Genomic DNA, 25,388 nt, shown 5'->3' with positions numbered 1-25,388 from the left:
ACCCGGAAGCTAAGCCTTTCAGCGCCGATGGTACTGCAGGGGGGACCCTGTGGGAGAGTAGGACGCCGCCGAACAATTTTTAGCCTCAACCCCCGGACCACGTCCGGGGGTTGAGGCATTTTTGCGTTGTGCGCACCCCTGTGCCGCAGGCCCGCGGGGCTGAGGGTAAGGTCAGGGGGCTATCGTCAGCTCGTTCCCACAGGAGGCCCCCGGGTGGAGGTCCAGGAGACCCGCGTTCAGACGGACCGGGTACTCACCATCCCCAACATCCTGAGCATGGCTCGCCTCGCCGGCGTACCCCTGTTCCTGTGGTTGATCCTCCGGCCCGAGTTCGGTGGGCCCAACAGTGACGGCTGGGCGTTGCTCGTCCTGGCGCTCAGCGGTGTCAGTGACTATCTCGACGGGAAGCTGGCCCGGCGCTGGAATCAGATCAGCAGCCTCGGCCGGCTGCTCGATCCGGCCGCCGACCGGCTGTACATCCTTTCCACGCTGGTGGGTCTCACCTGGCGGGAGATCCTGCCGCTCTGGCTCACGATCGCGCTTTTGGCCCGTGAGGCGATGCTGCTGGTCATGGTGGGCATCCTCCGCCGGCACGGCTATCCGCCGCCGCAGGTGAACTTCCTCGGGAAAGCTGCCACTTTCAACTTGATGTACGCGTTCCCGTTGCTGCTCCTCAGTGACGGAGACACCTGGGTGGCGTCACTCGCTGAAGTTTTCGGGTGGGCCTTCGCCGGATGGGGTACAACTCTGTATTGGTGGGCAGGGATCCTCTACGTGGTCCAGGTCCGTCGACTCGTGAAGGCGGATACCGCGGCCGATTGAGCCCGTCCGTCCTGTGCCGAGCAACGACGCCGGCCGGAACGAGGACGCCGAAGGGCCATCGAGTGGACAGGTGAAGTCGGCAGGACCGTCGTCTCTTCAAGGAGGACGCTTCCGACATGAAGGCCGTCGTGATGGCCGGTGGCGAAGGCACACGCCTTCGCCCCATGACCTCGAGCATGCCCAAGCCTCTTCTGCCGGTCGTGAACCGGCCGATCATGGAGCATGTCCTGCGACTGCTCAAGAGGCACGGTCTCAACGAGACCGTCGTCACCGTGCAGTTTCTCGCCTCTCTCGTCCGCAATTACTTCGGGGACGGCGAAGAGCTCGGAATGGAGCTCACGTACGCGAACGAGGAGAAGCCGCTCGGCACCGCGGGGAGTGTGAAGAACGCCGAGGAGGCGCTGAAGGACGACGCCTTTCTCGTCATCTCGGGGGACGCGCTCACCGACTTCGACCTCACCGATCTGATCCGCTTCCACAAGGAGAAGGGCGCTCTCGTCACGGTCTGTCTGACCCGGGTGCCCAATCCGCTGGAATTCGGCATCACGATCGTCGACGAGGAAGGACAGGTCGAACGATTCCTGGAGAAGCCGACCTGGGGCCAGGTCTTCTCGGACACGGTGAACACGGGCATCTACGTCATGGAGCCCGAGGTCTTCGACTACGTCGAGGCGGATGTTCCGGTCGACTGGTCGGGTGATGTCTTCCCGCAGCTCATGAAGGAGGGCAAGCCGATCTACGGCTATGTCGCCGAGGGCTACTGGGAGGACGTGGGCACCCACGAGAGCTATGTGAAGGCCCAGGCGGACGTCCTGGAGGGCAAGGTCCAGGTCGACATCGACGGCTTCGAGATCTCGCCGGGCGTCTGGGTCGCCGAGGGCGCGGAGGTCCATCCCGACGCCGTGCTGCGCGGGCCGCTCTACATCGGCGACTACGCCAAGGTGGAGGCCGACGCCGAGGTCCGCGAGCACACCGTCATCGGCTCCAACGTCGTCGTGAAGACCGGAGCCTTTCTTCACAAGGCCGTCATCCACGACAACGTCTACATCGGGCAGCAGAGCAATCTGCGCGGCTGCGTCGTCGGCAAGAACACCGATGTGATGCGGGCCGCCCGGATCGAGGACGGCGCCGTCATCGGCGACGAGTGCCTGATCGGTGAGGAATCGATCGTCCAGGGGAATGTGCGGGTCTACCCCTTCAAGACGATCGAGGCCGGCGCCTTCGTCAACACCTCCGTGATCTGGGAGTCCCGCGGCCAGGCGCATCTCTTCGGCGCCCGTGGTGTCTCCGGCATCATCAACGTGGAGATCACGCCGGAGCTGGCCGTGCGGCTGGCCGGTGCGTACGCCACCACCCTGAAGAAGGGCGCGACCGTGACCACGGCACGCGACCACTCCCGGGGTGCGCGGGCGCTGAAGCGGGCGGTGATCTCGGCGCTGCAGGCCGCCGCCATCGACGTACGGGACCTGGAGAACGTACCGCTGCCGGTGGCTCGGCAGCAGACGGCGCGGGGGTCGGCCGGCGGGATCATGGTGCGGACCTCGCCCGGGGTGCCGGACTCGGTCGACATCATGTTCTTCGACGAGCGGGGCGCCGATCTCTCGCAGGCGCGGCAGCGCAAGCTGGACCGGGTCTTCGCACGTCAGGAGTACCGGCGGGCGTTCCCGGGAGAGATCGGTGACCTGTCCTTCCCGGCCAGCGTCTTCGACTCGTACACGGGCTCGCTGCTGCGGAACGTGGACACCTCGGGCATCGCCGAGGCGGGTCTGAAGGTGGTCGTGGACGCGTCCAACGGCAGTGCCGGGCTTGTTCTGCCCAGTCTGCTCGGGCGGCTCCAGGTGGATTCGCTGACGATCAATCCGGGTCTCGACGAGTCGCGGCCGACGGAGTCGGTGGAGAGCCGGCGGGCCGGGCTCGTACGGCTCGGGGAGATCGTGGCGTCGGCGCGGGCCGCGTTCGGGGTCCGCTTCGACCCGGTCGGCGAGCGTCTTTCGCTGGTGGACGAGCGGGGCCGGATCATCGAGGACGACCGGGCGCTGCTTGTGATGCTCGATCTGGTGGCCGCCGAGCGCAGGTCGGGCCGGGTGGCGCTGCCGGTGACGACCACGCGGATCGCCGAGCAGGTCGCCGCGTACCACGGCACGCAGGTGGAGTGGACGACGACCTCGCCGGACGATCTGACCCGGGTCGGCCGGGAGGAGTCGACGATCTTCGGTGGTGACGGGCGCGGCGGCTTCATCGTGCCGGAGTTCAGTTCCGTCTTCGACGGGGCGGCGGCGTTCGTGCGGCTGATCGGTCTGGTGGCGCGGACACAGCTCACGCTGAGCCAGATCGACGCGCGGATCCCGCGGGCGCATGTGCTCCGCCGGGACATCGCCACGCCGTGGGCGGTCAAGGGTCTGGTGATGCGCCGGGTGGTGGAGGCGGCCGGTGACCGGTCGGTGGACACCACGGACGGCGTGCGGGTGGTGGAGGCCGACGGACGCTGGGTGATGGTGCTGCCGGACCCGGCGGAGGCCGTCACCCATCTGTGGGCGGAGGGTCCCGACGACACCTCCGCGCAGGCGCTGCTCGACGAGTGGGCGGCCGTCGTCGACAGCGCAGGTCACTAGGGGAACGCCGGGCCGGTGAGGCCTGTGGGCCGGGAGGTACCTGTCGGTACCTCCCGGTTCTCCGGTGGGGCCATTCGGCGGTACGGCGTGCGACGTGCGACGATGTGCGGCATGCCGCAGCAGCCCCCCGTTCGGAGCACAGGATCGCCCCCTCCGCGCCCGGACGCGTCCATGTCGCTGCTGAACAACGTGATCGACCACGCGCTGGACGACGGATACGCGGAGGCGACGGCCCGGCGGGCCGCGGCGGGCGGTGCCCTGCCCCGTACGGTACGGGCGAAGCTCGGGCTCGCGTTCGGTCTGGTGCTCGCGGCTGCCGTGGTGACGCTCGGGGCGGCGGAGGCGCGGGTCTCCGCGCCGGTGGTCGCCAAGGAGCGGCAGGACCTGATCGACCGGATCGAGGCGGAGACGTCGACGGCGGACGATCTTGAGCAGGACGTCGAGCGCATCCGGGCCGCGGTCGGGGAGCGGCAGCGCAAGGCGCTGCAGCAGCACGGCGGTGACCAGGCGGAACTGGTGGCGCTGCTTTCCGGGGCGACCCCGGTGCACGGGCCGGGTGTGAAGCTGGTCGTGGACGACGCCAAGGGCACCGACACCGGTGGCGGCGGTCCGCGCGAGAGCAGTGGGTTCTCGGACACCGGGCGGGTGCGCGACCGCGACATGCAGCGGATCGTGAACGGGCTGTGGGAGTCGGGCGCCGAGGCGGTCGCGATCAACGGGCAGCGTCTGACGGCGCTGTCGGCGATCCGGGCGGCGGGCGACGCCATACTGGTCGACAACAAGCCGCTGGTGCCGCCGTACACCGTCCTCGCGATCGGTGACGGGAAGCGGCTGAGCACCGCGTTCCAGGACAGCGCCGACGGCCAGTACCTGCATGCGCTGCAGGAGAACTTCGGGATCCGTACGAGCATCTCGGCCGAGGGCGACGTACGTCTGCCGGCCGCGCCGAGCCTGATCGTACGTACAGCAGAGCCGAGGGGAGCCGGGGCCGCGAAGGCGACCGGGCGGGCCACGGCCGACACAGGGAAGGGCACATCTTGATCGCCGTACTGGGCCTGATCGTGGGAGTCGTGGTCGGACTGTTGGTCCGGCCCGAGGTTCCGGCGGTGGTCGAGCCCTATCTTCCGATCGCCGTGGTCGCCGCCCTGGACGCGGTCTTCGGCGGCCTGCGGGCCATGCTCGACGGGATCTTCGTCGACAAGGTCTTCGTGGTGTCGTTCCTGTCGAACGTGGTCGTGGCCGCGCTGATCGTCTTCCTCGGCGACAAGCTGGGCGTGGGTGCGCAGTTGTCGACCGGTGTGGTCGTCGTGCTCGGCATCCGGATCTTCTCCAACGCCGCTGCCATCCGGCGGCATGTGTTCCGGGCGTGAGGCCGATGAGCGAGAACGAGAACACGCCGTCCGAGGGCCGGGAGCAGGGCGAGGGCGCGGCCGCCCGCGAGCCGAAGCCTGGTCCGGAGGGGGCACCCAAGCCCGTACCGGAGGCGCAGCAGCCCGGACAGCCCCAGCCTCAGCAGCCCCCGGCACCGCAGCCGCAACCGCAGCCTCAGCCGCGGCCCGTGTACCGGCCGCAGGCCGGGCCCCAGCCGCCGGCCGCCGCGCCGGTGCCTCCCGCGCCCGCGCCCGCTCCCGAGCCGAAGGACGAGCCGTCGGAGACCGGGCGGCAGCGGCTGGCGGCGAGCCTGTGGCCGCCGCGGGTCTCGCGGGCCCAACTCGTCGTCGCCCTGCTGCTGTTCGTGCTCGGTCTCGGCCTCGCCATCCAGGTCCGGTCGACCAGTGACAACAGCGCGCTGCGCGGCGCCCGCCAGGAGGACCTGGTGCGGATCCTCGACGAGCTCGACGACCGCACCCAGCGCCTGGAGGACGAGAAGACCCGGCTGGAGAAGCAGCAGTCGGAGCTGGAGTCCAGCTCGGACCAGGCCGAGGAGGCCCGCAAGCAGACCCAGGAGAAGGAGCGGCAGCTCGGCATCCTGGCCGGCACGGTGGCCGCCGAGGGCCCCGGGATCACGCTGACCATCACGGACCCCACCGGCGCCGTCGAGTCGGACATGCTGCTCGACGCGATCCAGGAGCTGCGGGCCGCGGGCGCGGAGGCGATCCAGGTCAACGACGTGCGGGTGGTGGCGGACAGCTATTTCTCGGGTGGCGGACGCGACATGAAGATCGATGGAACGCAGGTGACCGCTCCGTACGTCTTCAAGGTCATCGGCAAGCCGGAGGATCTGGAGCCCGCGCTCAACATCCCCGGCGGAATCGTTCAGACACTGGAGAAGGAGCAGGCCACGGCCACGGTGGAGCGTTCCGGGAAGATCGTCGTCGACGCCTTGCGACCTGCGAAGCGGCCTGACTACGCTCAGTCGTCCTCGCAGTGAGGCGGGGCTCGATGACGGTCGCGCGGCAAGGGCATGACCTTGCGGGGGGTCGCCGCACCACATGGGTGGTGCGTGGTGGAAACTGTCGAGTGGCCACGGACGTTGTGAAGGTGTCCGGGTCGGCAGGTGTGTTCAGTCAGGGTTCGTCCTGCCCCACGGGCGGGTCTGTTTCGGTCAAGGGGAATCGCCCGTGAAGTTGTTTGCGAAGTTGTTCGGCAAGAGCGGACGCGAGGACGGCGGCAACGCCAGGCATCGCGCGCCGCGTCACGCCCAGGATGAGGAACAGGGCGCCGAGCGCCCGCTCTTCCGTGACGAGGTCGGTGGCCAGGGTGGCGACATTCCGGGCACACAGGGCGCGTCTTCTGTTGACCCTGCGGGTGCCGCGCGCATAGGTTTCGGAGAACCATCAACCTCAAGTACGGGTGGAGGGTTTGTCCCCGACCCGTACGCGACCCAGACCTCCGCGGGGCAGCCGCGGCAGGAGGACGCGTCCATGCCGGTGTGTACGAGGTGCGGTCACCGCAACACTGCGGACAGCCGTTTCTGCTCCCACTGCGGCGCGCCGCTGCGCGGCGGGGTGGTGCCGGAGCGCGCTTCCGAGACGACCTCGACGATCTCCATCTCGGGGCTAGAGGCCTACGACGCGGAGGTCACCGGCCAGATTCCGGCGCTCTCTCAGGAGGCCCTGGCGGCGGTCGAGGCACTGCCGTCGGGTTCGGCGCTGCTGATCGTGCGCCGCGGCCCCAACTCGGGCAGCCGCTTCCTGCTGGACGGCGAGCTGACCACGGCCGGCCGCCACCCGCAGAGCGACATCTTCCTGGACGACGTGACCGTGTCGCGCCGTCACGTGGAGTTCCGGCGCCAGCCCGACGGCACCTTCACGGTGGCGGACGTCGGCAGCCTCAACGGCACCTACGTCAACCGCGAGCCGATCGACTCGGTCGTGCTCTCCAACGGTGACGAGGTGCAGATCGGCAAGTACCGGCTCGTGTTCTTCGCGAGCCAGCGGGGCGTGTGACGCTCCGGAGCACCTTCAGGGAAGGTCCATGCTGCGTACACCGACGGGCGGTGCCGGGCTCGGCACCGCCTCCGCGGGGGAGCGGCTGGTCAGCATCGGCACGGTGCTGAGCCAGCTGCGCGACGAGTTTCCCGAAGTGACCATCTCCAAGATCCGGTTCCTGGAGGCCGAGGGGCTCGTCGAGCCCCGCCGCACGGCCTCCGGCTACCGGAAGTTCAGTGCCGAGGACGTGGAGCGGCTCGCCCAGATCCTGCGGATGCAGCGGGACCACTACCTCCCGCTCAAGGTCATCCGCGAGCACCTGGACGCCCTCGCCCGGGGTGAGGAGGTGCGGCTGCCGGCCCCGGCCGGCGGCCGGCGCGACCTGCTCGACGGGACCTTGGACACCGAGGGCGACCGGCCCACCGCCGCCCGGGTCGGCCGGGCCGAGCTGCTGGCCGCCGCCGAGGTGACCGAGGCCGAGCTGGCCGAGTGGGAGTCGTACGGGCTGATCGCCCAGGTGGAGGGCGGCGGCTACGAGGCCGAGACCGTCACCGTCGCCAAGCTCGTGGCGGACCTGGGGAGGTTCGGTCTCGAACCGCGCCACCTGCGGGCCGTGAAGGCCGCCGCCGACCGGGAGGCCGGTCTGGTCGAGCAGGTGGTGGCGCCGCTGCGCCGGCACCGCAATCCGCAGACCAGGGCCCATGCCGAGGCCACCGCGAAGGAGCTCGCGGGACTCGCCGTACGCCTCCACGCGGCACTGGTACAGACCGCGCTCGGGGTGCGCCTGCAGTGATCCGCGAGGGATCCGTCGGTGATCTTCCGCCGGCCTTAGGACGGCCTTAGGACGGCCCGACTACCCAAACCGGTCGGGCACGTCCTAGGGTTGCTGTGTGAACGAGCTCGACGTTGTGGGTGTCCGGGTGGAAATGCCCTCCAACCAGCCGATCGTTCTCCTGCGCGAAGTGGGGGGCGACCGGTACCTCCCGATCTGGATCGGTCCGGGCGAGGCGACCGCGATCGCCTTCGCCCAGCAGGGCATGGCTCCGGCCAGGCCGCTGACGCACGACCTGTTCAAGGACGTCCTGGAGGCCGTGGGCCAGGAGCTCACCGAGGTCCGCATCACGGACCTGCGCGACGGGGTGTTCTACGCCGAGCTGGTCTTCGCCAGCGGGGTCGAGGTGAGCGCCCGCCCGTCCGACGCGATAGCCCTCGCCCTGCGCACCGGGACGCCGATCTACGGCAGCGACGGGGTGCTCGACGACGCGGGGATCGCGATTCCGGACGAGCAGGAGGACGAGGTGGAGAAGTTCCGCGAGTTCCTCGACCAGATCTCCCCGGAGGACTTCGGGACCGGCAACCAGTAGCCGGCGGGCCGGGAGGCAGACCGGGAGGCGGCCGGGAGGTCGTCCGTTCGGGCGACACCTCGACGGGCCGTCGGGACGGAGAGCCCCCGGAGCATTCGAGTAGCCTTTCCCCAAAGAGGGGCACGGGAAACCACTCTTCGGGTGATTATCACTCGGCGTGCCGAGTGTGGCGATCGTTGACGCACCCCGAGTGACTGCCTACCTTCGTGTGGGCAGGTCAAGGACGGAGGGTCGGCGTGATGAGCAGCGGCGACGGTACGGCAGGGGGCTTCCTGGGGCGTGCTCCCGGGGAGAAGGGCCCGTATCCGCTTCACGGCAGTGTGGGCGACTTCGGTACGGACGCGAGCGCGGGCCCGGCGGGCCCGGCGACGGAGACCGTCGGCTATCGCGGCCCCACGGCCTGCGCGGCGGCCGGCATCACCTACCGGCAGCTGGACTACTGGGCGCGCACCGGCCTCGTCGAGCCGAGCGTGCGGCCCGCGTACGGCTCGGGCACCCAGCGCCTCTACAGCTTTCGGGACGTCGTCGTCCTCAAGATCGTCAAGCGCTTCCTGGACACCGGGGTCGCGCTCCAGAACATCCGCGCCGCCGTGCAGCACCTGCGGGCCCGCGGCTTCCGCGACCTCGAGCGCATGACGCTGATGAGCGACGGCGCGACCGTCTACGAATGCTCCTCGCCGGACGAGGTGGTCTCGCTGCTCCAGGGCGGGCAGGGCGTCTTCGGCATCGCGGTGGGCGTGGTCTGGCGCGACGTGGAGGCGGCGCTCTCGCAGCTGCACGGCGAGCGGGTCGACACCGGCGAGACCCTGATCGGGCACAACCCGGCGGACGAGCTGGCGCGCCGGCGCCGCGACCGGGCCGTCTGACCGCCCCCGTACCCCCGTACCTCCGTCTCGGACGCCGTCCGGCGACACGGCCCGCACGCGCGTGCGGGCCGATTGTCAGTGGTGTGCGGCAGCATCGGAACCGTGAGAGCCGCGCCCACGATCCTGCATCTCGACATGGATGCCTTCTTCGCCGCCGCCGAGCAGGCGTCGAAGCCCAGCCTGCGCGGAAAACCCGTGGTCGTGGGCGGGCTGGGGCCGCGCGGAGTGGTCGCCACCGCCTCGTACGAGGCCCGGCGCTTCGGCGTGCACTCCGCGATGCCCATGGGGCAGGCGCGGCGGCTCGCGCCGAACGCGGCGTATCTGGTGCCGCGGTTCGCCTTCTACCGGGCGATCAGCGGACAGGTCATGGAGCTCCTCGGGCGCCTGTCGCCGCTGGTGGAGCCGCTGAGCCTGGACGAGGCCTTCGTCGATCTGGAGGCGGGCGGCCTGGCCGAGGACAGTGCGGGCGCGCGGGCGGTGGGGGAGCGGCTGCGGCGGGACATCCTCGCCGCCACCGGGCTGACCGGGTCGGTGGGCCTGGCCGGCTCGAAGATGCTCGCGAAGATCGCCTCCGAGGAGGCCAAGCCGGACGGTCTTGTGCTGATAGAGCCCGGGACGGAGCGGGAGCTCCTTGGGCCACGTTCGGTGCGGATCATCCCCGGGGTCGGCCCGGCCACCGGGGAGCACCTGCGGCGGGCCGGGATCACGACGGTGGCCGAGGTGGTGGAGGCCGGCGAGGACGAGCTCGTACGGCTCCTGGGGCGCTCGCACGGTGCCGGGCTCTACCAGATGGCGCTCGGGCACGACGACCGGCCGGTGGTGGCGGAGCGGGACGCGAAGTCGGTCTCCGTGGAGGACACCTTCGACGTGGACCTGCACGACCGGCTGCGGATCCGCCTGGAGGTGGAGCGGCTCGCGGAGCGGTGTGTGGCGCGGCTGCGGGGCTCGGGGCACTCGGGGCGGACGATCGTCCTGAAGGTGCGGCGCTACGACTTCTCGACGCTGACCCGCTCCGAGACGCTGCGCGGGCCGACGGACGACCCGGTGGTGGTGCGCGAGGCCGCCGGGCGGCTGCTCGACCTGGTGGACACCACGGGCGGGGTGCGGCTGCTCGGCGTGGGCGTGAGCGGGCTCGCCGACTACACGCAGGAGGACCTGTTCGCGCAGGCCGAGGCGGAGCAGGCGGAGCCCGTACGGGACGAGTCGGCCGAGTCCGCACCCGCGCAGGCCACGCAGCCCGCGGCCGCCGTGCCGGAGGCCGCGCCGCCGACCGCCACGGAGACCGCCGAGCGGCGCTGGTCGCCCGGCCACGACGTGCGGCACGCCGTGCACGGCGCCGGGTGGGTGCAGGGCAGCGGCCTGGGCCGGGTCACGGTCCGCTTCGAGGAGCCCGGCTCCGAGCCGGGCCGGGTCCGCACCTTCTCCGTCGACGACCCCGACCTGACCCCGTCCGACCCGCTGCCCCTGGTCCCGGGCGGCGCGACGGGCGCCGCCGCCTAGCCGCCCTCGCGTCGGCCGTCAGCGCCCCGTCAGGCCTCCTCCTGGCCCGCCAGGCGGCCGAAGTCGCGGGGGCCGGGGTCCTGGGGCGGAGGGGGGAGGGCGAGGCTGTAGTGGCGGTAGAGCTGGAGTTCCTGGTCCGGGGAGAGATGGCGGCCGACCCCGAAGTCCGGGGCGTCCTTGATGAGCGCGCGTTCGTAGGGGACGTGGAGGCCGTCGCCCGCGAGCTCGCTGGGCTCCAGGGGGACGAACGCGTCCCGGCTGAAGAGGCCGGTGCGGACGGCGGCCCATTCGGGGACCCCCGTCGCGTCGTCCAGGTACACCTCGTCCACGGTGCCGATCTTGTGTCCGTTCCGGTCGAACGCCTTGCGGCCGATCAGGCTGCGCGGATCGATGTCGGTCTGCACGGTCCCTCCAACTGGTCGCAACTGCTCTACAAGCACTACGAAAGTGCACATCTGGGATGTCGGCCACTTGAGCGATGGGAGCGGGAACCGCGCTGGTAGGCTGGCTGTGGCTGCGAACCCCGCGCGGGAGAGTCCTCCGGAGAAAGCTTTCGGAGGCGCCGAAGGAGCAAATCCTCCCCGGAATCTCTCAGGCACCCGTACCGCGCGGACGAGGTCACTCTGGAAAGCAGGGCGGGCGTTCCATGTCTCCCGCCCTCACCGACGGTGAAAGCCGGCCCGCCGCGAGGCACGGCCGGTGAAGCTCTCAGGTTGAGATGACAGAGGGGGAGGCCGTCCGGGCACCAGCGCCGTGGTGCCCCTCGCAGGTCGTGACGACCAGGAGGCCCCCGTACATGACCGCCAACCGCATCCCGCTCTCCGAGCTCGAGCAGGGCATTCCCTTCGAGCAGCGGCACATCGGACCCGACGCCGAGGCGCGGGCCAAGATGCTCGCCCAGGTCGGTTACGGCTCCCTCGACGAGCTCACGGCCGCCGCCGTTCCGGACGTCATCAAGAACGCCGAGGCCCTCGCGCTGCCGGCCGCCCGCACCGAGGCCGAGGTCCTCGCCGAGCTGCGCGAGCTGGCCGACCGCAACCAGGTCCTCGCCCCGATGATCGGCCTGGGCTACTACGGCACCTTCACGCCGCCGGTGATCCTGCGCAACGTCATGGAGAACCCGGCCTGGTACACGGCCTACACGCCGTACCAGCCGGAGATCTCGCAGGGCCGCCTGGAGGCGCTGCTCAACTTCCAGACCATGGTCGCCGACCTCACCGGTCTGCCCACCGCCGGCTCCTCGCTGCTCGACGAGGGCACCGCCGCCGCCGAGGCCATGGCGCTGTCCCGCCGTATCGGCAAGGTCAAGAACGGGGTCTTCCTCGTCGACGCCGACGCCCTGCCGCAGACCGTCGCCGTCATCGAGACCCGCGCCGAGCCGACCGGCGTCGAGGTCGTCGTCGCCGACCTGTCCGCCGGCATCCCGGCCGAGATCGCCGAGCGCGGTGTGTTCGGCGTGCTGCTGCAGTACCCGGGCGCCTCCGGTGCCATCCGTGACATCAAGCCGGTCATCGACCAGGCCCACGAGCTCGGCGCGATCGTCACCGTCGCCGCCGACCTGCTCGCGCTCACCCTGCTCGCCTCGCCGGGCTCCCTCGGCGCCGACATCGCCGTCGGCACCACCCAGCGCTTCGGCGTCCCGCTCGGCTTCGGCGGCCCGCACGCCGGCTACATGGCCGTCCAGGACAAGCACGTCCGCTCGATGCCGGGCCGCCTGGTCGGCGTCTCCGTCGACGCCGACGGCAACAAGGCGTACCGCCTGACCCTGCAGACCCGCGAGCAGCACATCCGCCGCGAGAAGGCCACCAGCAACATCTGTACGGCGCAGGTCCTGCTCGCCGTGATGGCCGGCATGTACGCCGTGTACCACGGCCCCGAGGGCCTCAAGGGCATCGCGCGGCGCACCCACCGCTACGCCGCGATCCTCGCCGCCGGTCTGCGCGCCGGGGGCGTCGAGCTCACCCAGGGCGCCTTCTTCGACACCCTGACCGCCCGCGTCCCGGGCAAGGCCGACGCGGTCGTCGCCGCCGCCCGCGAGGCCGGCGTGAACCTCTACCGGGCCGACGCGGACACCGTCTCCGTCTCCTGCGACGAGACCACCACCCGCGCCAACCTGGCCGCCGTGTGGGCCGCCTTCGGCGTCGAGGCCGACGTCGAGGCCCTGGACGCGAGCACCGAGGACGCGCTGCCGGCCGACGCGCTGCGCACCGACGCGTACCTGACCCACCCGGTCTTCCACGCGCACCGCTCCGAGACCGCGATGCTGCGCTACCTGCGCAAGCTCGCCGACCGCGACTACGCGCTCGACCGCGGCATGATCCCGCTCGGCTCCTGCACCATGAAGCTGAACGCGACCACCGAGATGGAGCCGGTGACCTGGCCCGAGTTCGGCCAGATCCACCCCTTCGCCCCGATCGAGCAGGCCCAGGGCTACACCACGCTCATCACCGAGCTGGAGGAGCGCCTCGCCGAGGTCACCGGCTACGACAAGGTGTCGATCCAGCCGAACGCCGGCTCCCAGGGCGAGCTGGCCGGTCTGCTCGCGGTCCGCGCCTACCACCGCGCCAACGGCGACGCCCAGCGCACCATCTGCCTCATCCCGTCCTCCGCGCACGGCACCAACGCCGCCTCCGCGGTCATGGCCGGCATGAAGGTCGTCGTCGTGAAGACCGCCGACGACGGCGAGGTCGACGTCGCCGACCTGCGCGCCAAGATCGCGCAGCACCGCGACGAGCTCGCCGTGCTGATGATCACCTACCCGTCCACGCACGGTGTGTTCGAGGAGCACGTCGCCGACATCTGCGCCGAGGTCCACGAGGCCGGCGGCCAGGTGTACGTCGACGGCGCCAACCTCAACGCGCTGGTCGGCCTCGCCAAGCCGGGCCACTTCGGCGGCGACGTCTCGCACCTCAACCTGCACAAGACCTTCTGCATCCCGCACGGCGGCGGCGGCCCCGGCGTCGGCCCGGTCGGCGTGCGCGCCCACCTCGCCCCGTACCTGCCGAACCACCCGCTGCAGCCCACCGCGGGCCCGGAGACCGGTGTCGGCCCGATCTCGGCCGCCCCGTGGGGCTCCGCCGGCATCCTGCCGATCTCGTGGTCGTACGTGCGCCTGATGGGCGGCGAGGGCCTCAAGCGCGCCACCCAGGTCGCGGTGCTCGCGGCGAACTACATCGCCAAGCGCCTGGAGCCGCACTACCCGGTGCTCTACACCGGCCCGGCCGGTCTGGTCGCCCACGAGTGCATCGTCGACCTGCGCCCGCTGTCCAAGGCGACCGGCGTCACCGTCGACGACATCGCCAAGCGCCTGATCGACTACGGCTTCCACGCGCCGACGATGTCCTTCCCGGTGGCCGGCACGCTGATGATCGAGCCCACCGAGTCCGAGGACCTGGCCGAGCTCGACCGCTTCTGCGACACGATGATCGCCATCCGCGCGGAGATCGAGAAGGTCGGCTCCGGCGCGTGGCCGGCCGAGGACAACCCGCTGCACAACGCCCCGCACACCGCGGCGGCGCTGGGCGGCGAGTGGGACCACCCGTACACCCGCGAGGAGGCGGTCTTCCCGGCCGGCGTCTCGGCCACGGACAAGTACTGGCCGCCGGTCCGCCGCATCGACGGCGCGTTCGGCGACCGCAACCTGGTGTGCTCCTGCCCGCCGCTGGAGGAGTACGACAACTGAGCATGACGCGAGGGCCGGTTCGGAGACTTTCCGTCTCCGGGGCCGGCCCTCGGCATGTGCTCCGCGTTTCCTCGTACCGTTCCTCGTACTGCCCCTGGTACTGCTTCAGGCCGCCGTCGTCACGCCGGCCGCCGTCAGCGGGCGGTGCGGGGCGATGATCTGCCCGTCCGGCAGCAGCTCACCGGTGTCCTCGAACAGCAGGACGCCGTTGCACAGCAGACTCCAGCCCTGCTCGGGGTGGTGCGCCACGAGTCGGGCGGCCTCCCGGTCCGCGGAGTCGGCGTTGGGACAGGCAGGCTGGTGCTGGCACATGGATGGATTCTTTCGCTGCGTCGTGGTGGATGTCCTGCGGCTCTTCGTGGTCATCGCCGCCCCCGTCGGTCGGTTCGGTTCCGGTCCCCAGTCTTGCCCTACGGACGGCGTTCCGCAGGTATTTCGCGGCAGCTCGTCCTCTCCCGGGAAGACGCATCACCCGCAGGGGCGGTTCGGGTCAACTGCACCATCTCTTCGGGGGGTTCGGGGTGGTCCCAGTGGGCTAGTCCGAACGTGCCCCCACTCGGACAGCAGTGCGCCCCGGGGGTCCGTACGGTCCCGGGGCGCGTGTACGGGGCGGGGCTCAGGCGCCCGCCGCGGAGCCGAGCAGCGGCGGCGGCCCGAGGCGCAGGCCGATCACCGGCAGCAGGTCCGCCACCCGGTAGGGGCGGTGGGAGGCGATCCCGGGCGGTGCCGGTGCGAGCGGGACCAGCAGGTCCTCCGGTCCGGGCGCGGTGCTCGCGCCGTCCGCGTCGGTGTCGGTGTGCAGCCACAGCGTCAGCATGTACAGCTCCGGCACCGAGAGCAGCCGCGGCTGGTACGGGGTGACCAGCGCCTCGGCCTGGATCAGGGCCCGCTCGGTGGCCGCCACGTACGGACCCTCGAAGAAGTGCGAGAAGGCCCAGCCGTCCGGGGTGAGCATCGTGTCGGCGGCGGCGATCGCCCGGTCCCCGTGCCGGACCAGGAAGCGCCAGCCGGCCAGGTGGGTGCGCGGGGGCCGCGGTCCGGTCGCGCCGACGACGCCGGGGGCGGCGGCCACGCCGAGCACATGGACGGGCAGCGGCAGTTCGGGGCTCAGCGGTCCCTGTGCGGCCCGCAGAGCCGGTGTGCGCGCCTCGCTGACCGCCGAGGGCGAGCCGAGGGCGGCGAGGACACTGCGGAGGGCCGGCGCGGGGGCCGGGGAGGGTCGGAGCATGATGGGTCGCCTCTCACTCAGGAGACACGGTGAAGCGTGGGCAGGTAACGACGGCGCTGTCAGCGACGGGGCCAGAGAGGGGGGCCATGGGTGCATGGCCGTGCGCCAACACTCTGCCTCGTTCGCGAAGTTTATACGACACGTGTTCACACAGTGTTTCCGCTAGGCGCCGCCGATATTCCTGACAAGGCGTCATCCGGACTTATTCCCAGGGCGATCGCTCGGAATGCCGGGCTCCGACGGATCGCCTGCCTGCACTTTCTCCGTCCGGTGGGGTCGGCCGAATCCCGACCCCCGCTGCGCCGGTGCGGCGCGGACAATATGACATTGGTATATGTCCATCGCACTCCGCCCCCGGGATCCACCGCCGGACAAAGCCGTTCCAGCCTATCCGCCGCGACCTCGCTCCCGCAGGCGTTGTCGATCAGCCGACGGGGCATCATCGTCCGTGACGCTCGCGGCCGTCGCGGCGGCCGCCCACTCGGGAGGGACGCTTCGATGGGGGAGAAGGTCGTGGCCGACGGGTTCGGCCCGTCCGACCGGCAGCGCTACCGCAGAAAGCTCCAGCAATGCCTCGCGGCACTCGCGCGGCTGCTCGCGGAGAAGCGGTTCGACCGGCCCCGCAATCTCATGGGCCTGGAGATCGAACTCAATCTCGCGGGCCCGGACGGGCTGCCACGGATGCTCAACGCACCGGTGCTCGACCGCATCGCGAGCCCCGATTTCCAGACCGAACTCGGAATGTTCAACCTGGAAGTCAACATCGCCCCGCACCGGCTCGACGGGCATGTATTCGACCGGCTCGCCGAGGAACTCCGCACCGGCCTCGGATATGCCGACCGCAAGGCCGCCGAGCTCGGCGCCGGAGTCGTGATGATCGGAATACTGCCGACCCTCACCCAGGACGACGCGGTCTTCGACAACCTCTCCGCCGCCGACCGCTACACGCTGCTCAACGACCAGATCCTGGCCGCCCGCGGCGAGGACTTCACCCTCGACATCCACGGCGTGGAGCGGCTGCTCTGCACCTCGGCCTCGATCGTGCCCGAGGCCGCCTGCACCTCGGTGCAGCTGCACCTCCAGGTCACCCCGCCGCGCTTCGCCGCCGTGTGGAACGCGGCGCAGGCCGTCTCCGCCGTCCAGACAGCCGTGGGCGCCAACGCGCCCTTCCTCTTCGGCCACGAGCTGTGGCGGGAGTCCCGGCCGCCGCTCTTCACCCAGGCCACCGACACCCGGCCGCCGGAACTCCAGGCGCAGGGGGTGCGCCCGCGCACCTGGTTCGGCGAACGCTGGATCGACTCGGTGTACGACCTCTTCGAGGAGAACCTGCGCTACTTCCCGGCGCTGCTGCCGATCTGCGAGGAGGAGGACCCGCTGCGCGTCCTGGACGCGGGCGGGGTGCCGAAGCTGCAGGAGCTGGTGCTGCACAACGGCACCGTCTACCGCTGGAACCGGCCGGTGTACGGCTGGGTCGACGGCGTCCCGCACCTGCGGGTGGAGAACCGGGTGCTGCCGGCCGGACCGACCGTCACCGACGTCGTCGCCAACGCCGCCTTCTACTACGGGCTCGTGCGCACGCTCGCCGAGGAGTCCCGGCCGATCTGGCGGCGGCTCGACTTCGCGGACGCCGCCCACAACTTCGACACCGCCTGCCGGTACGGCATCGAGGCCGAGCTGCGCTGGCCGCGGCCGGGCCGCTCCGGCGCGGTGGCGACCGTGCCCGCCACCCGCCTCGTGCTCGACGAGCTGCTGCCGCTGGCCGCGGCCGGGCTCGACGCCTGGCACATCGAGCCGCGCGACCGGGACTTCTACCTCGGGGTGATCGAGCAGCGCTGCCGGCGGAAGGTGAACGGCGCCTCCTGGCAGGCCGACACCTTCCACCGGGCCCTGGAGTCGGGCCTGGACCGGGCGGCGGCGCTCGCGGCCACCACCCGCCGCTACCGCGAGCTGATGCTCACCGGGGAGCCGGTGCACAGCTGGCCGGTCGGCGTGACCGTCGGCAGGGAAGGGGACCGGGCCGTGGATCCGGCGGCGTAGGTCCCCCGGCCGCGTAGGTCCGGCCAGGTCCTTGCCGGCCAGCAGGCCCTGGCCGGGCAGGTCCGGGTCGTGCAGGTCCCGCCGGGCGGCTCCGGAGCGTAGGTAGGGTTTCCCGTACCCGTACGGCCGTGGGGAATGGGAGACAGGTGTGGTGTCGGAGCAACATGTGGTGGACGCTTCCCTGCCTCCCGGCGGCCCCTCGCGCCGGATCCTGCGCTCCGAGACGCTGCTCGTGCTCGCGCTCTCGCTCGGCGCGAGCGGCGTCTCCGCGCTGATCAGCTTCATCGGCTCGCTGACCAAGCCGGGCGCCCTCAAGGAGCAGGCCGCCACGCTCAACGGCTCGTACGCGCCGGGGCGGCCCTGGCTCGATCTGGCCTGGCAGCTCTTCGGCATCGCCACCGCGCTCGTACCGGTCGCCCTGGTCGCGCATCTGCTGCTGCGCGAGGGCGCCGGGGTGCGCGGGCTGCGGGCGATCGGCTTCGACCGCACCCGGCCCTGGCCGGACCTGGGGCGCGGCGCGCTCGTCGCGGCCGGCATCGGCAGCGCGGGACTGGCCTTCTACCTGGCCGCCCGGGCCTCCGGCTTCAACCTCACCGTGGTGCCCGAGTCGCTGCCCGACGTGTGGTGGAAGTACCCGGTGCTCATCCTCTCGGCGATCCAGAACTCCGTCGTGGAGGAGGTGATCGTCGTCGGCTATCTGCTGCGCCGGCTCGACCAGTTGGGCTGGTCCCCGAAGGCCTCGATGGCGGCCAGCTCGGTGCTGCGCGGCTCGTACCACCTCTACCAGGGCATCGGCGGCTTCCTCGGCAACATGGTGATGGGTGTGGTCTTCGTCTGGCTGTACCGGCGCTGGGGGCGGGTCGGGCCGCTGGTGGTGGCGCACTCGCTGCTCGACATCGTGGCCTTCGTCGGCTACGGGCTGCTCGCCGGGAAGGTGGGCTGGCTGCCCACGGTGTGAGCGACTTCGGCGGAAGAAGGGGCGTACGGCATCGGCCGCACGCCCCTTCCGCGTCTCGGGGTCCCCGGGGTTCTCAGGCGTGCAGCTCGCCGTCGATCACGGTCACCGCGTGGCCGGTCAGCAGGGTGCGCTCGCCGCGCAGCCGGGTGCGGACGAGGCCGGTGCGCGCGCCGCCCTGGAAGCCGGTGAGCTCGGCGCGGCCGAAGCGGGCCGACCAGTACGGGGCGAGCGCGGTGTGGGCGCTGCCGGTGACCGGGTCCTCGTCGATGCCGACGGCCGGGAAGAAGCCGCGCGAGACGAACTGGTACGGACCCTCCGGGTCCTCCGCGGCGGCCGTCGCGATGATCCCGCGGTCGGACAGGGTGCTGAGCAGTGCGAAGTCCGGGGTCAGCCGGCGCACGGTCGCCTCGTCGGCCAGCTCAACGACCAGGTCGCCGATGTGCGCGGCGGTGTCGTGCACGGCGACCGGCTCCGCGCCCAGCGCCTTCGCCAGGCCCTCGGGCGCGGCGACCGGGGTGAGGGACGAGGTCGGGAAGTCCATGGTGATCGTGCCGTCGGCCCCGGCGGTGGTGATCAGCAGGCCGCAGCGGGCGGCGAAGCGGACGGTGCCGGTGGCGGTGCCGGTGCTGTGCAGGACGTGGGCGGTGGCGAGGGTGGCGTGGCCGCACATGTCGACCTCGGTGGTGGGGGTGAACCAGCGCAGCGCCCAGTCCGCGTCGCCGCCCGGCGGCAGGGGGTGGGCGAAGGCGGTCTCCGAGAGGTTGACCTCGGCGGCCACCTTCTGGAGCCAGGCGTCCTCCGGGAAGGCGTCCAGGAGCAGGACGCCGGCCGGGTTGCCGGAGAAGGGGCGGTCGGTGAAGGCGTCGACGATTCGAATCCGCATGACCCGGAACGTACCGGACGCGCAAAACCCCAGGCCAAGGCCAATCGCGGACCACTGGACCGATCGGTGTGCTGTTCGGTGCTTGCTCGGCGAACAGTTCCGATATATCGTTGAGGCATCGCGACAGTTCAGCGATGAATCTCGATGAATCTCGACGGAAGGAGCGTTGCGATGCGTACCTACGGACATGAATTCGGACACGGAAGCGGGAACGGCCCCGGTGCCGGACGCGGGCACTGCGGCCCCGGACCTCGTGGTGACTTCGAGGGGCGGCGAGCGGCCTTCGGGCAGTTCGGGCCCGGCTGGGGCGGCGGCCCGTGGGGCGGTGGGCCCTGGGGTGGGCGCGGTCGCGGTCCCGGAGGGGGGCGTGGGCGGGCGCGGCGCGGCGATGTGCGCGCCTCGATCCTGGCCCTCCTCACGGACCGCCCGATGCACGGCTACGAGATGATCCAGGAGATCGTCGAGCGCAGTGGCGGGACCTGGAAGCCCAGCCCGGGCTCGGTCTACCCGACCCTCCAGATGCTGGAGGACGAGGGGCTGATCACCAGCGAGAGCGAGGGCGGCAAGAAGCTGTTCACGCTCACCGACGCCGGGCGCACGGAGGCCGAGGCGGGGCCGGACGCCCCGTGGGAGGAGGCCGGGCGCGGTGTCGACTGGGAGGCCCTGAACGAGATCCGGCAGGCCGGCTTCGGTCTGATGGAGGCCTTCGGGCAGGTCTGGAAGACCGGTGACGCCGAGCAGCGGCAGAAGGCCGTGGAGGTCATCAACGAGGCCCGCAAGAAGCTGTACCTGATCCTGGCCGACGAGCACTGAGCGGCTGACGGTCACGAGGGGGCCCCACGGCATGCGCATGCCGCGGGGCCCCCTCGCGTACGGAACGGGTCAGCCGGTCGGTCAGCCGACCAGGCCGGCCAGCTTGCGCAGCGACTCGGTCAGCGCGGCCGTCGCCGAGTCCCTGAGCTTGCCGGCCATCAGGGAGACGGCCGCACCCGTGAACTCCCCGTCGATCCGTACCGTGGTGGCCTCGCCGTCGGCGGTGAGGGAGTAGCGGGTGCCGACGACGACGCCCATCGGGCCCTTGCCGCGGATCGCGAACACCCGGGCGGTCTCCAGCTCCTCCACCGTCCAGGTCACCTCGGCGGGGAAGCCCATCAGCTTCATGTTCTCCGCGAAGGTCGCGCCCGCCTCCAGGGCGGCCGGGCCGCCGTTCGGGAAGTCGGTGTGGGTGGCGTTCCACTCCCCGTACGAACCGAAGTCGGTGAGCCGCGCCCACACCTTCTCGGCCGGTGCCTCGATGCGTGCCTCCGCGCTGACTTCGGCCATGGGACCACCCCTTCACGCGTACCAGTCGACTATCGGTGTCGCGGAACGTAGCCGCAGGGGCGTGAACATTCAATACTGATGAACCGTCAGTTCTGCGGGCTCGCCGTCGACGCCGTCGAACCACCAGATCTGCGCGGAGTCGAACCAGTCCGAGGCGCGCGGGCCGCCGCCCTCGTCGTGACAGTGGAACGCGGCCCAGAAGAGGTCGGCCGGCAGCGCCTTCCGCGGCGCGTACACGCGGTAGACGTACTGCCGCCCGTCTTGCGCGAGCAGGGCCACCATCCAGAACATGTCTGAAAGGACGGTGAAGGGCGGCCGTGTGGTTGCGCGGAGGGCGCGGGGCAAGGCGGCGCGCGCCCCGGGAGGCGAACTCGCGCGATCTCATCCGCAAGGAGGAGGAATCGACCGCCCGTACCCGACCCCGGTGGGATGCGCACATGCTCCTCGCCGAGGATGACCGCGCGCTCCGGGGCTGATGAGGTGGAAGGGTGCACGCTCCCGTCCCTCCGGTCCCGTCGCCCGACCGCCGTCCCGACCGCGCGCCCGGCCGGCTCACCGGGCGCCCGCCCGCGCCCCTGGTGCCCCGGCTGCTGCCCGCCGAGCGCCGGGCCGACCTCGCCGACCGGCTGACCGCACAGCTCATGCGCGCCCTCGACGGCGCCCGGCGGCGGGCCCTGCGGGACGGCGACCGGCAGATCGACACCGCCCACCTTCTGCACTCCCTCGTCGAGGCCGACCCCGAGGCGGCCGCCGCGCTCGGTGACGCCGACCGGCGCGCCCGCGTCCTCGGCTACCTCGTCCAGCGCTCCATCGGCTACGGGCTGCGCTGGCAGCGCTCCGTCGAGGACACCGGCGCCACCCTGCCCGTCCTGCGCGGGGCCGAGACCGGCGCCGCCGGCTGGTCGCCCGCGGCCGCCGCCGCCCTCGCCGGCGCCTTCGACCGCGCCGCCCACCGCGGTGCCCTCCGCGGCGACAGCCGGGTGCGCGGCCTCGATCTGCTCGCCGCGCTCGCCGTCGACCGGGACAGCCGGGCCGCCGAGGTGCTGCGCCGGGCAGGGGTCGATCCGGGCGCGCTGACCGCCCGGATCGAGCACCCGTCTCAACAGGTGTAACGGGGGTTACGCACCTGACCGGGTCCTGTCATGATGGCCCGATGCACGCGTCTCAGGGGAGAAGCGCCGGCCTGGGACTCGCCCTGGCCTCGGCCTTCGCATTCGGTGGTTCGGGAGTGGCGGCCAAGCCGCTCATCGAGGCGGGACTCGACCCGCTCCATGTGGTGTGGCTCCGGGTGGCCGGCGCCGCCCTCGTCATGCTGCCGGTGGCCTGGCGCCACCGGGACCTGGTGCGCCGCAAGCCCGCGCTGCTCGCCGGCTTCGGACTGCTCGCCGTCGCGGGCGTCCAGGCCTGCTACTTCGCCGCGATCTCCCGGATCCCGGTCGGCGTCGCGCTGCTCATCGAGTACCTCGCCCCCGCGCTCGTCCTCGGCTGGGTCCGCTTCGTCCAGCGCCGGCCGGTCACCCGGCGCGCCGCGCTCGGCGTCGTCCTCGCCGTCGGCGGTCTCGCCTGTGTCGTCCAGGTCTGGTCCGGGCTGAGCTTCGACCTGCTCGGACTGCTCCTCGCGCTCGCCGCCGCCTGCTGCCAGGTCGGCTACTTCGTCCTCTCCGACCAGGGCAGCGACGAGGCCGAGCCCGCCGACCCGCTCGGCGTCATCGCGTACGGACTCCTCGGCGGCGCGCTCGTGCTCACCGCCGTCGCCCGCCCGTGGGGCATGGACTGGTCGGTGCTCGCCGGCACCGCCGACATGAACGGCACCCAGGTCCCGGCCGGACTGCTGATCGGCTACGTGGTGCTGATCGCCACCGTCCTCGCGTACGTCACCGGCGTCATCTCCGTGCGCAGGCTCTCGCCGCAGGTCGCGGGCGTGGTGGCCTGCCTGGAGGCGGTCATCGCGACCGTGCTCGCCTGGGTGCTGCTCGGCGAGCACCTGGCGGCTCCGCAGATCCTCGGCGGCGCGGTGGTCCTCGTCGGCGCGTTCATCGCGCAGTCGTCCACGCCCAAGGCCGCGGCCGCCGAGCCGGTGACCGGATCGGCCGCCGCGTCCGCCACGGCGGACACCGAGGTGACGGCCGGGCGGAACTCCGCGTAGGGTGCCGCTCATGCATGCGACCGTTCTTCCGCCTCCCGCCGCCTAGCGCGGGCGGCACCTTCCGCTGACGAAGACCGGGCCCGGGCGTGCCGACACATGGCCCCCGGGCGGTTCGTCGCTGCCCGCCCGCGGAGCCCAGCGACCACCACCCTTCCTGTCTTCACACGGAGAAGAACGCACGTGTCGAACTCCTTCGGCCCCGCCCTGTCCACCGGGCGGAGCCTCACCTATCTGATCGTCGCCGGAATCGCCTGGGGCACCGCCGGGGCCGCCGCCTCGCTGGTCTTCCGGGCCAGCGACATGGGCCCCCTCGCCCTCTCCTTCTGGCGCTGCGCCGGCGGGCTCGTCCTGCTGCTCGGCGCGCTCGCGCTGCGGCGGGGACCGAGGACTCCGGCCGCTCACGAACCGCGGCGCCGCAGGCTCGTCCGCATCCTCGGCACCGGCATCGGCCTGACCGTCTTCCAGAGCGCCTACTTCGCCGCCGTGCAGGCCACGGGGCTCGCCGTCGGCACGGTCGTCACCCTCGGCGCCGGGCCCGTGCTCATCGCCGTCGGCGCGCGCCTGCTGATGGGCGAGCGGATCGGCGTGGGCGGCGCCGCCGCGGTCGGCGGCGCGCTCGCCGGGCTCGGCGTCCTCGTCCTCGGCAGCGGCGGGGCGGAGGTCCGCCCGCTCGGCGTCGCCCTCGCCGTCCTGTCCGCCGCCGGATACGCGGCGATCACTCTGATCACCCGCTGGCTCGGCCGCACCGGAGGCAGTACTGGAGGCAGTACTGGAGGCAGTACTGGAGGCGGCACCGGCAGCGGCGACGCGCTGTCGACCACCACCTGGGCCTTCGCCGTCGGCATGGTGGGGCTGCTGCCCATGGCCTGGGCGGAGGGCCTGCTGCCGCACACCGACGCGCCGCTGCGGCTGCTCGCCCTGCTGCTTTACGTCGCGGCCGTGCCGACCGCCCTCGCCTATGCGCTCTACTTCGCCGGGGCGGCCGTCGTCCGCGCCGCCACCGTCTCCGTGATCATGCTCCTGGAGCCGGTCAGCGCGGCGGTCATCGCGGTCACCCTGCTCGGCGAACAGCTCACCGTCGCCACGGTCGCCGGGACGCTCCTCCTGCTGCTCGCGGTGACCGGTCTGGCCTTCGCCGAGACCAGGGGGACGGTGGCGACCCCCGCCTAGGGGGTGTCTTGACTGTCGGCGGGCGTGCGGCGGGCCTTGTGGGCGAGGGCCGCCGCGTCGCCCGGGCCCCGGCGGTCGGACAGGCGGTCGGTGACGCGGTCGCGGATGTCGGCCGACTTGTTGCCGCCGTACTTGAACTTGGCGCGTACGTCGGTCACTTCGAGCCGCAGCATCCGGATGCCCGGGAGCATCCGGCCGAACGGCGCCTCGCCCGGGGCCGCCGGGGCCGTGCCGCCCTCCGGCTGGAAGTGGGCGACCTGGCGGTTGAGCAGCTCCGCCTTCTCCGCCGGGTCGTCCACGATGTGCGCGGTGCAGCGCAGCTGGACGGCCGCGTAGAAGGAGGTCGGGGTGCCGTGCGCGGACGGCGCGCCGTCCGGGGCGGTCCAGTGGCCGGGCACGTAGACGTAGTCGTCGACCACGCTGAGCAGCACGGTGGACGAGCGCTCCAGGTCGCGCCAGAGCGGGTTGGGCCGGGCGAGGTGGGTGAGCGCCTGGCCGTACGGGCCGGGCTCCGGCTCGTAACGGAAGTGCAGCGGCTGCACCCACGGCGGCTCACCGGGCGCGCCGTTCACCGCGAGCTGGCCGAAGTCGTGGCGGGCCAGCCAGTTTCGCCACTCGGCCTCGTCGAGGGCCGCGTCCCAGGGGTGGATGAGCATGGCGGTCCTCCTACAGGGCGGCGAGGTAGTCGGGCAGCGGCAGCGCGTCGGGCCGGCCGTCGGCCGGGACCGGGGTGCCGTAGCCGCGCTGTACGGGGACCACGCCGGCCCAGTGGGGGAGCGCGGCGTCCTCGGGGTCGTCGTTGGGGCCGCCGGTGCGGACCTTCGCGGAGACCTCGGCGAGGTCGATGCGGAGCACGGCGGTGGCGGCGAGCTCCTTGGCGTTGGCCGGCCGGGAGTCGGCGGCGCGACCGGGCACCACGTGGTCGACGAGCGCGTCGAGCGCGGTGCGCAGCTCCTCGGGGTCGGTGACCTGGTGGGCGACGCCGTGCACCACGACCGAGCGGTAGTTGATCGAGTGGTGGAAGGCGGACTTGGCGAGCACCAGGCCGTCCACGTGGGTCACGGTCAGACAGACCGGCAGGCCCGGCGCGTCCTCGCCCCGGCCGGCGGACCGCAGCGGCCGGGAGCCGGTGGACCCGTGCACGTAAAGGCGCTCGCCTATCCGCCCGTAGAGGGTCGGGAGCACGACGGGCGCGCCGTCGCGGACGAAGCCGAGGTGGCAGAGGTAGGTCTCGTCGAGGATCGAGTGCACCAGCGCGCGGTCGTACGAGGCGCGCTCCCGGGAGCGGGTGGGGACGGTGCGCTCGGTGGGGGCGTACTCCCCGGCCCCGGCCCCGGCTGTCCCGGATCCGGCCTTGGTCCCGGTCCCGGCGGCGGTGGCCGTGGTCGCCTGTGTCTCCGGCATTGCGAACTCCATTGCACTAGTG

The 25,388-nt window shown here is 72.0% G+C and carries 25 protein-coding genes, 1 rRNA gene and 1 riboswitch; of the genes, 18 read left to right on the top strand and 8 right to left on the bottom strand.

The window, feature by feature from the left end; genetic code table 11:
• From rrf to KV205_RS25175, 11 genes are all read left to right on the top strand, one after another.
• Window positions 1-74, top strand: a 5S ribosomal RNA gene (gene rrf / locus KV205_RS25225); the annotation flags it as partial.
• 139 nt (window positions 75-213) lie between these two features.
• Entirely contained in the window at window positions 214-822 is a 609-nt protein-coding gene (locus tag KV205_RS25220) for a CDP-alcohol phosphatidyltransferase family protein (RefSeq protein WP_265866883.1), read from the top strand.
• A gap of 116 nt (window positions 823-938) precedes the next feature.
• Window positions 939-3,434, top strand: coding sequence for a mannose-1-phosphate guanyltransferase (locus KV205_RS25215; protein ID WP_265866882.1), 2,496 nt, complete (start codon window positions 939-941; stop codon window positions 3,432-3,434).
• Between the two features lie 111 nt (window positions 3,435-3,545).
• A complete protein-coding gene (locus KV205_RS25210) occupies window positions 3,546-4,475 on the top strand; it encodes a DUF881 domain-containing protein (protein WP_265866881.1) in 930 nt (309 codons plus the stop codon).
• On the top strand, window positions 4,472-4,804 hold the full coding sequence (locus KV205_RS25205) for a small basic family protein (RefSeq protein WP_015032176.1): 333 nt from the start codon (window positions 4,472-4,474) through the stop codon (window positions 4,802-4,804). The genes KV205_RS25210 and KV205_RS25205 overlap by 4 nt, the downstream gene beginning before the upstream one ends.
• 5 nt (window positions 4,805-4,809) lie before the next feature.
• Window positions 4,810-5,805, top strand: a complete 996-nt coding sequence (locus tag KV205_RS25200; RefSeq protein ID WP_265866877.1) for a DUF881 domain-containing protein — start codon at window positions 4,810-4,812, stop codon at window positions 5,803-5,805.
• A 61-nt stretch (window positions 5,806-5,866) separates the two neighbouring features.
• Window positions 5,867-6,823 (top strand): FHA domain-containing protein, encoded by a 957-nt coding sequence (locus tag KV205_RS25195; RefSeq protein WP_265866876.1) that lies wholly within the window; start codon window positions 5,867-5,869, stop codon window positions 6,821-6,823.
• Window positions 6,824-6,851: 28 nt separating this feature from the next.
• Complete coding sequence (locus KV205_RS25190) at window positions 6,852-7,598, top strand: MerR family transcriptional regulator (RefSeq protein ID WP_265866875.1); 747 nt, start codon at window positions 6,852-6,854, stop codon at window positions 7,596-7,598.
• A gap of 97 nt (window positions 7,599-7,695) precedes the next feature.
• The gene (locus tag KV205_RS25185; RefSeq protein WP_265866874.1) at window positions 7,696-8,169 is read left to right on the top strand and encodes a bifunctional nuclease family protein; all 474 of its coding nucleotides are present in this window, start codon (window positions 7,696-7,698) and stop codon (window positions 8,167-8,169) included.
• A gap of 239 nt (window positions 8,170-8,408) precedes the next feature.
• Window positions 8,409-9,035, top strand: coding sequence for a MerR family transcriptional regulator (locus KV205_RS25180; RefSeq protein WP_265866873.1), 627 nt, complete (start codon window positions 8,409-8,411; stop codon window positions 9,033-9,035).
• Window positions 9,036-9,137: 102 nt separating this feature from the next.
• Window positions 9,138-10,535, top strand: a complete 1,398-nt coding sequence (locus tag KV205_RS25175) for a DNA polymerase IV (RefSeq protein ID WP_265866872.1) — start codon at window positions 9,138-9,140, stop codon at window positions 10,533-10,535.
• 29 nt (window positions 10,536-10,564) lie between these two features.
• On the opposite strand, the gene KV205_RS25170 is transcribed toward KV205_RS25175, so the two are convergent.
• On the bottom strand, window positions 10,565-10,990 hold the full coding sequence (locus KV205_RS25170) for a PRC-barrel domain-containing protein (protein ID WP_265866871.1): 426 nt from the start codon (window positions 10,988-10,990) through the stop codon (window positions 10,565-10,567).
• A gap of 63 nt (window positions 10,991-11,053) precedes the next feature.
• Window positions 11,054-11,152, top strand: a riboswitch (glycine riboswitch).
• A gap of 179 nt (window positions 11,153-11,331) precedes the next feature.
• On the opposite strand from KV205_RS25170, the gene gcvP reads away from it, so the two are divergent.
• A complete protein-coding gene (gcvP, locus tag KV205_RS25165; protein WP_265866870.1) occupies window positions 11,332-14,217 on the top strand; it encodes an aminomethyl-transferring glycine dehydrogenase in 2,886 nt (961 codons plus the stop codon).
• 105 nt (window positions 14,218-14,322) lie between these two features.
• Here the strand turns inward: gcvP and KV205_RS25160 are convergent, their stop codons facing one another.
• On the bottom strand, window positions 14,323-14,529 hold the full coding sequence (locus tag KV205_RS25160; RefSeq protein WP_306806344.1) for a DUF5999 family protein: 207 nt from the start codon (window positions 14,527-14,529) through the stop codon (window positions 14,323-14,325).
• Window positions 14,530-14,833: 304 nt separating this feature from the next.
• Entirely contained in the window at window positions 14,834-15,445 is a 612-nt protein-coding gene (locus tag KV205_RS25155; RefSeq protein WP_265866868.1) for a hypothetical protein, read from the bottom strand.
• Window positions 15,446-15,943: 498 nt separating this feature from the next.
• Between KV205_RS25155 and KV205_RS25150 the strand changes: the two genes are divergently transcribed.
• Together KV205_RS25150 and KV205_RS25145 are read left to right on the top strand one after the other, a co-directional pair.
• Window positions 15,944-17,482, top strand: coding sequence for a glutamate--cysteine ligase (locus KV205_RS25150; protein WP_265866867.1), 1,539 nt, complete (start codon window positions 15,944-15,946; stop codon window positions 17,480-17,482).
• A gap of 166 nt (window positions 17,483-17,648) precedes the next feature.
• A complete protein-coding gene (locus KV205_RS25145) occupies window positions 17,649-18,440 on the top strand; it encodes a CPBP family intramembrane glutamic endopeptidase (RefSeq protein ID WP_265866866.1) in 792 nt (263 codons plus the stop codon).
• 73 nt (window positions 18,441-18,513) lie between these two features.
• On the opposite strand, the gene KV205_RS25140 is transcribed toward KV205_RS25145, so the two are convergent.
• A complete protein-coding gene (locus KV205_RS25140) occupies window positions 18,514-19,323 on the bottom strand; it encodes a PhzF family phenazine biosynthesis protein (protein ID WP_265866865.1) in 810 nt (269 codons plus the stop codon).
• Window positions 19,324-19,494: 171 nt separating this feature from the next.
• Between KV205_RS25140 and KV205_RS25135 the strand changes: the two genes are divergently transcribed.
• Window positions 19,495-20,136 carry a PadR family transcriptional regulator gene (locus tag KV205_RS25135; RefSeq protein WP_265866864.1) on the top strand — a complete coding sequence of 214 codons (642 nt, stop codon included), beginning with the start codon at window positions 19,495-19,497 and terminating at the stop codon, window positions 20,134-20,136.
• 81 nt (window positions 20,137-20,217) lie between these two features.
• Here the strand turns inward: KV205_RS25135 and KV205_RS25130 are convergent, their stop codons facing one another.
• Together KV205_RS25130 and KV205_RS25125 are read right to left on the bottom strand one after the other, a co-directional pair.
• The gene (locus KV205_RS25130) at window positions 20,218-20,646 is read right to left on the bottom strand and encodes an SRPBCC family protein (protein ID WP_265866863.1); all 429 of its coding nucleotides are present in this window, start codon (window positions 20,644-20,646) and stop codon (window positions 20,218-20,220) included.
• Window positions 20,647-20,715: 69 nt separating this feature from the next.
• Window positions 20,716-20,937: a hypothetical protein gene (locus KV205_RS25125; protein WP_265866862.1), complete on the bottom strand. Its 222-nt coding sequence runs from the start codon at window positions 20,935-20,937 to the stop codon at window positions 20,716-20,718.
• Between the two features lie 284 nt (window positions 20,938-21,221).
• On the opposite strand from KV205_RS25125, the gene KV205_RS25120 reads away from it, so the two are divergent.
• The 3 genes from KV205_RS25120 to KV205_RS25110 all read left to right on the top strand — a co-directional run bounded on the left by KV205_RS25120 (window position 21,222) and on the right by KV205_RS25110 (window position 23,962).
• Window positions 21,222-21,758, top strand: coding sequence for a Clp protease N-terminal domain-containing protein (locus tag KV205_RS25120; RefSeq protein WP_374214726.1), 537 nt, complete (start codon window positions 21,222-21,224; stop codon window positions 21,756-21,758).
• Between the two features lie 41 nt (window positions 21,759-21,799).
• Window positions 21,800-22,792, top strand: coding sequence for a DMT family transporter (locus tag KV205_RS25115; RefSeq protein WP_265866861.1), 993 nt, complete (start codon window positions 21,800-21,802; stop codon window positions 22,790-22,792).
• A 180-nt stretch (window positions 22,793-22,972) separates the two neighbouring features.
• On the top strand, window positions 22,973-23,962 hold the full coding sequence (locus KV205_RS25110) for a DMT family transporter (protein WP_265866860.1): 990 nt from the start codon (window positions 22,973-22,975) through the stop codon (window positions 23,960-23,962).
• Here KV205_RS25110 and KV205_RS25105 read toward each other — a convergent pair.
• Window positions 23,959-24,618: an FMN-binding negative transcriptional regulator gene (locus tag KV205_RS25105; protein ID WP_265866858.1), complete on the bottom strand. Its 660-nt coding sequence runs from the start codon at window positions 24,616-24,618 to the stop codon at window positions 23,959-23,961. The two genes, KV205_RS25110 and KV205_RS25105, sit on opposite strands and share 4 nt — an antisense overlap.
• Before the next feature lie 10 nt (window positions 24,619-24,628).
• Window positions 24,629-25,366 carry a pyridoxamine 5'-phosphate oxidase family protein gene (locus KV205_RS25100; protein ID WP_265866857.1) on the bottom strand — a complete coding sequence of 246 codons (738 nt, stop codon included), beginning with the start codon at window positions 25,364-25,366 and terminating at the stop codon, window positions 24,629-24,631.
• Window positions 25,367-25,388: the final 22 nt, after the last annotated feature.

The organism is Streptomyces sp. SKN60, assembly GCF_026236535.1.
In the GTDB taxonomy this organism is placed as follows: domain Bacteria; phylum Actinomycetota; class Actinomycetes; order Streptomycetales; family Streptomycetaceae; genus Streptomyces.
This window is presented reverse-complemented; position numbering and strand designations above follow the sequence as displayed.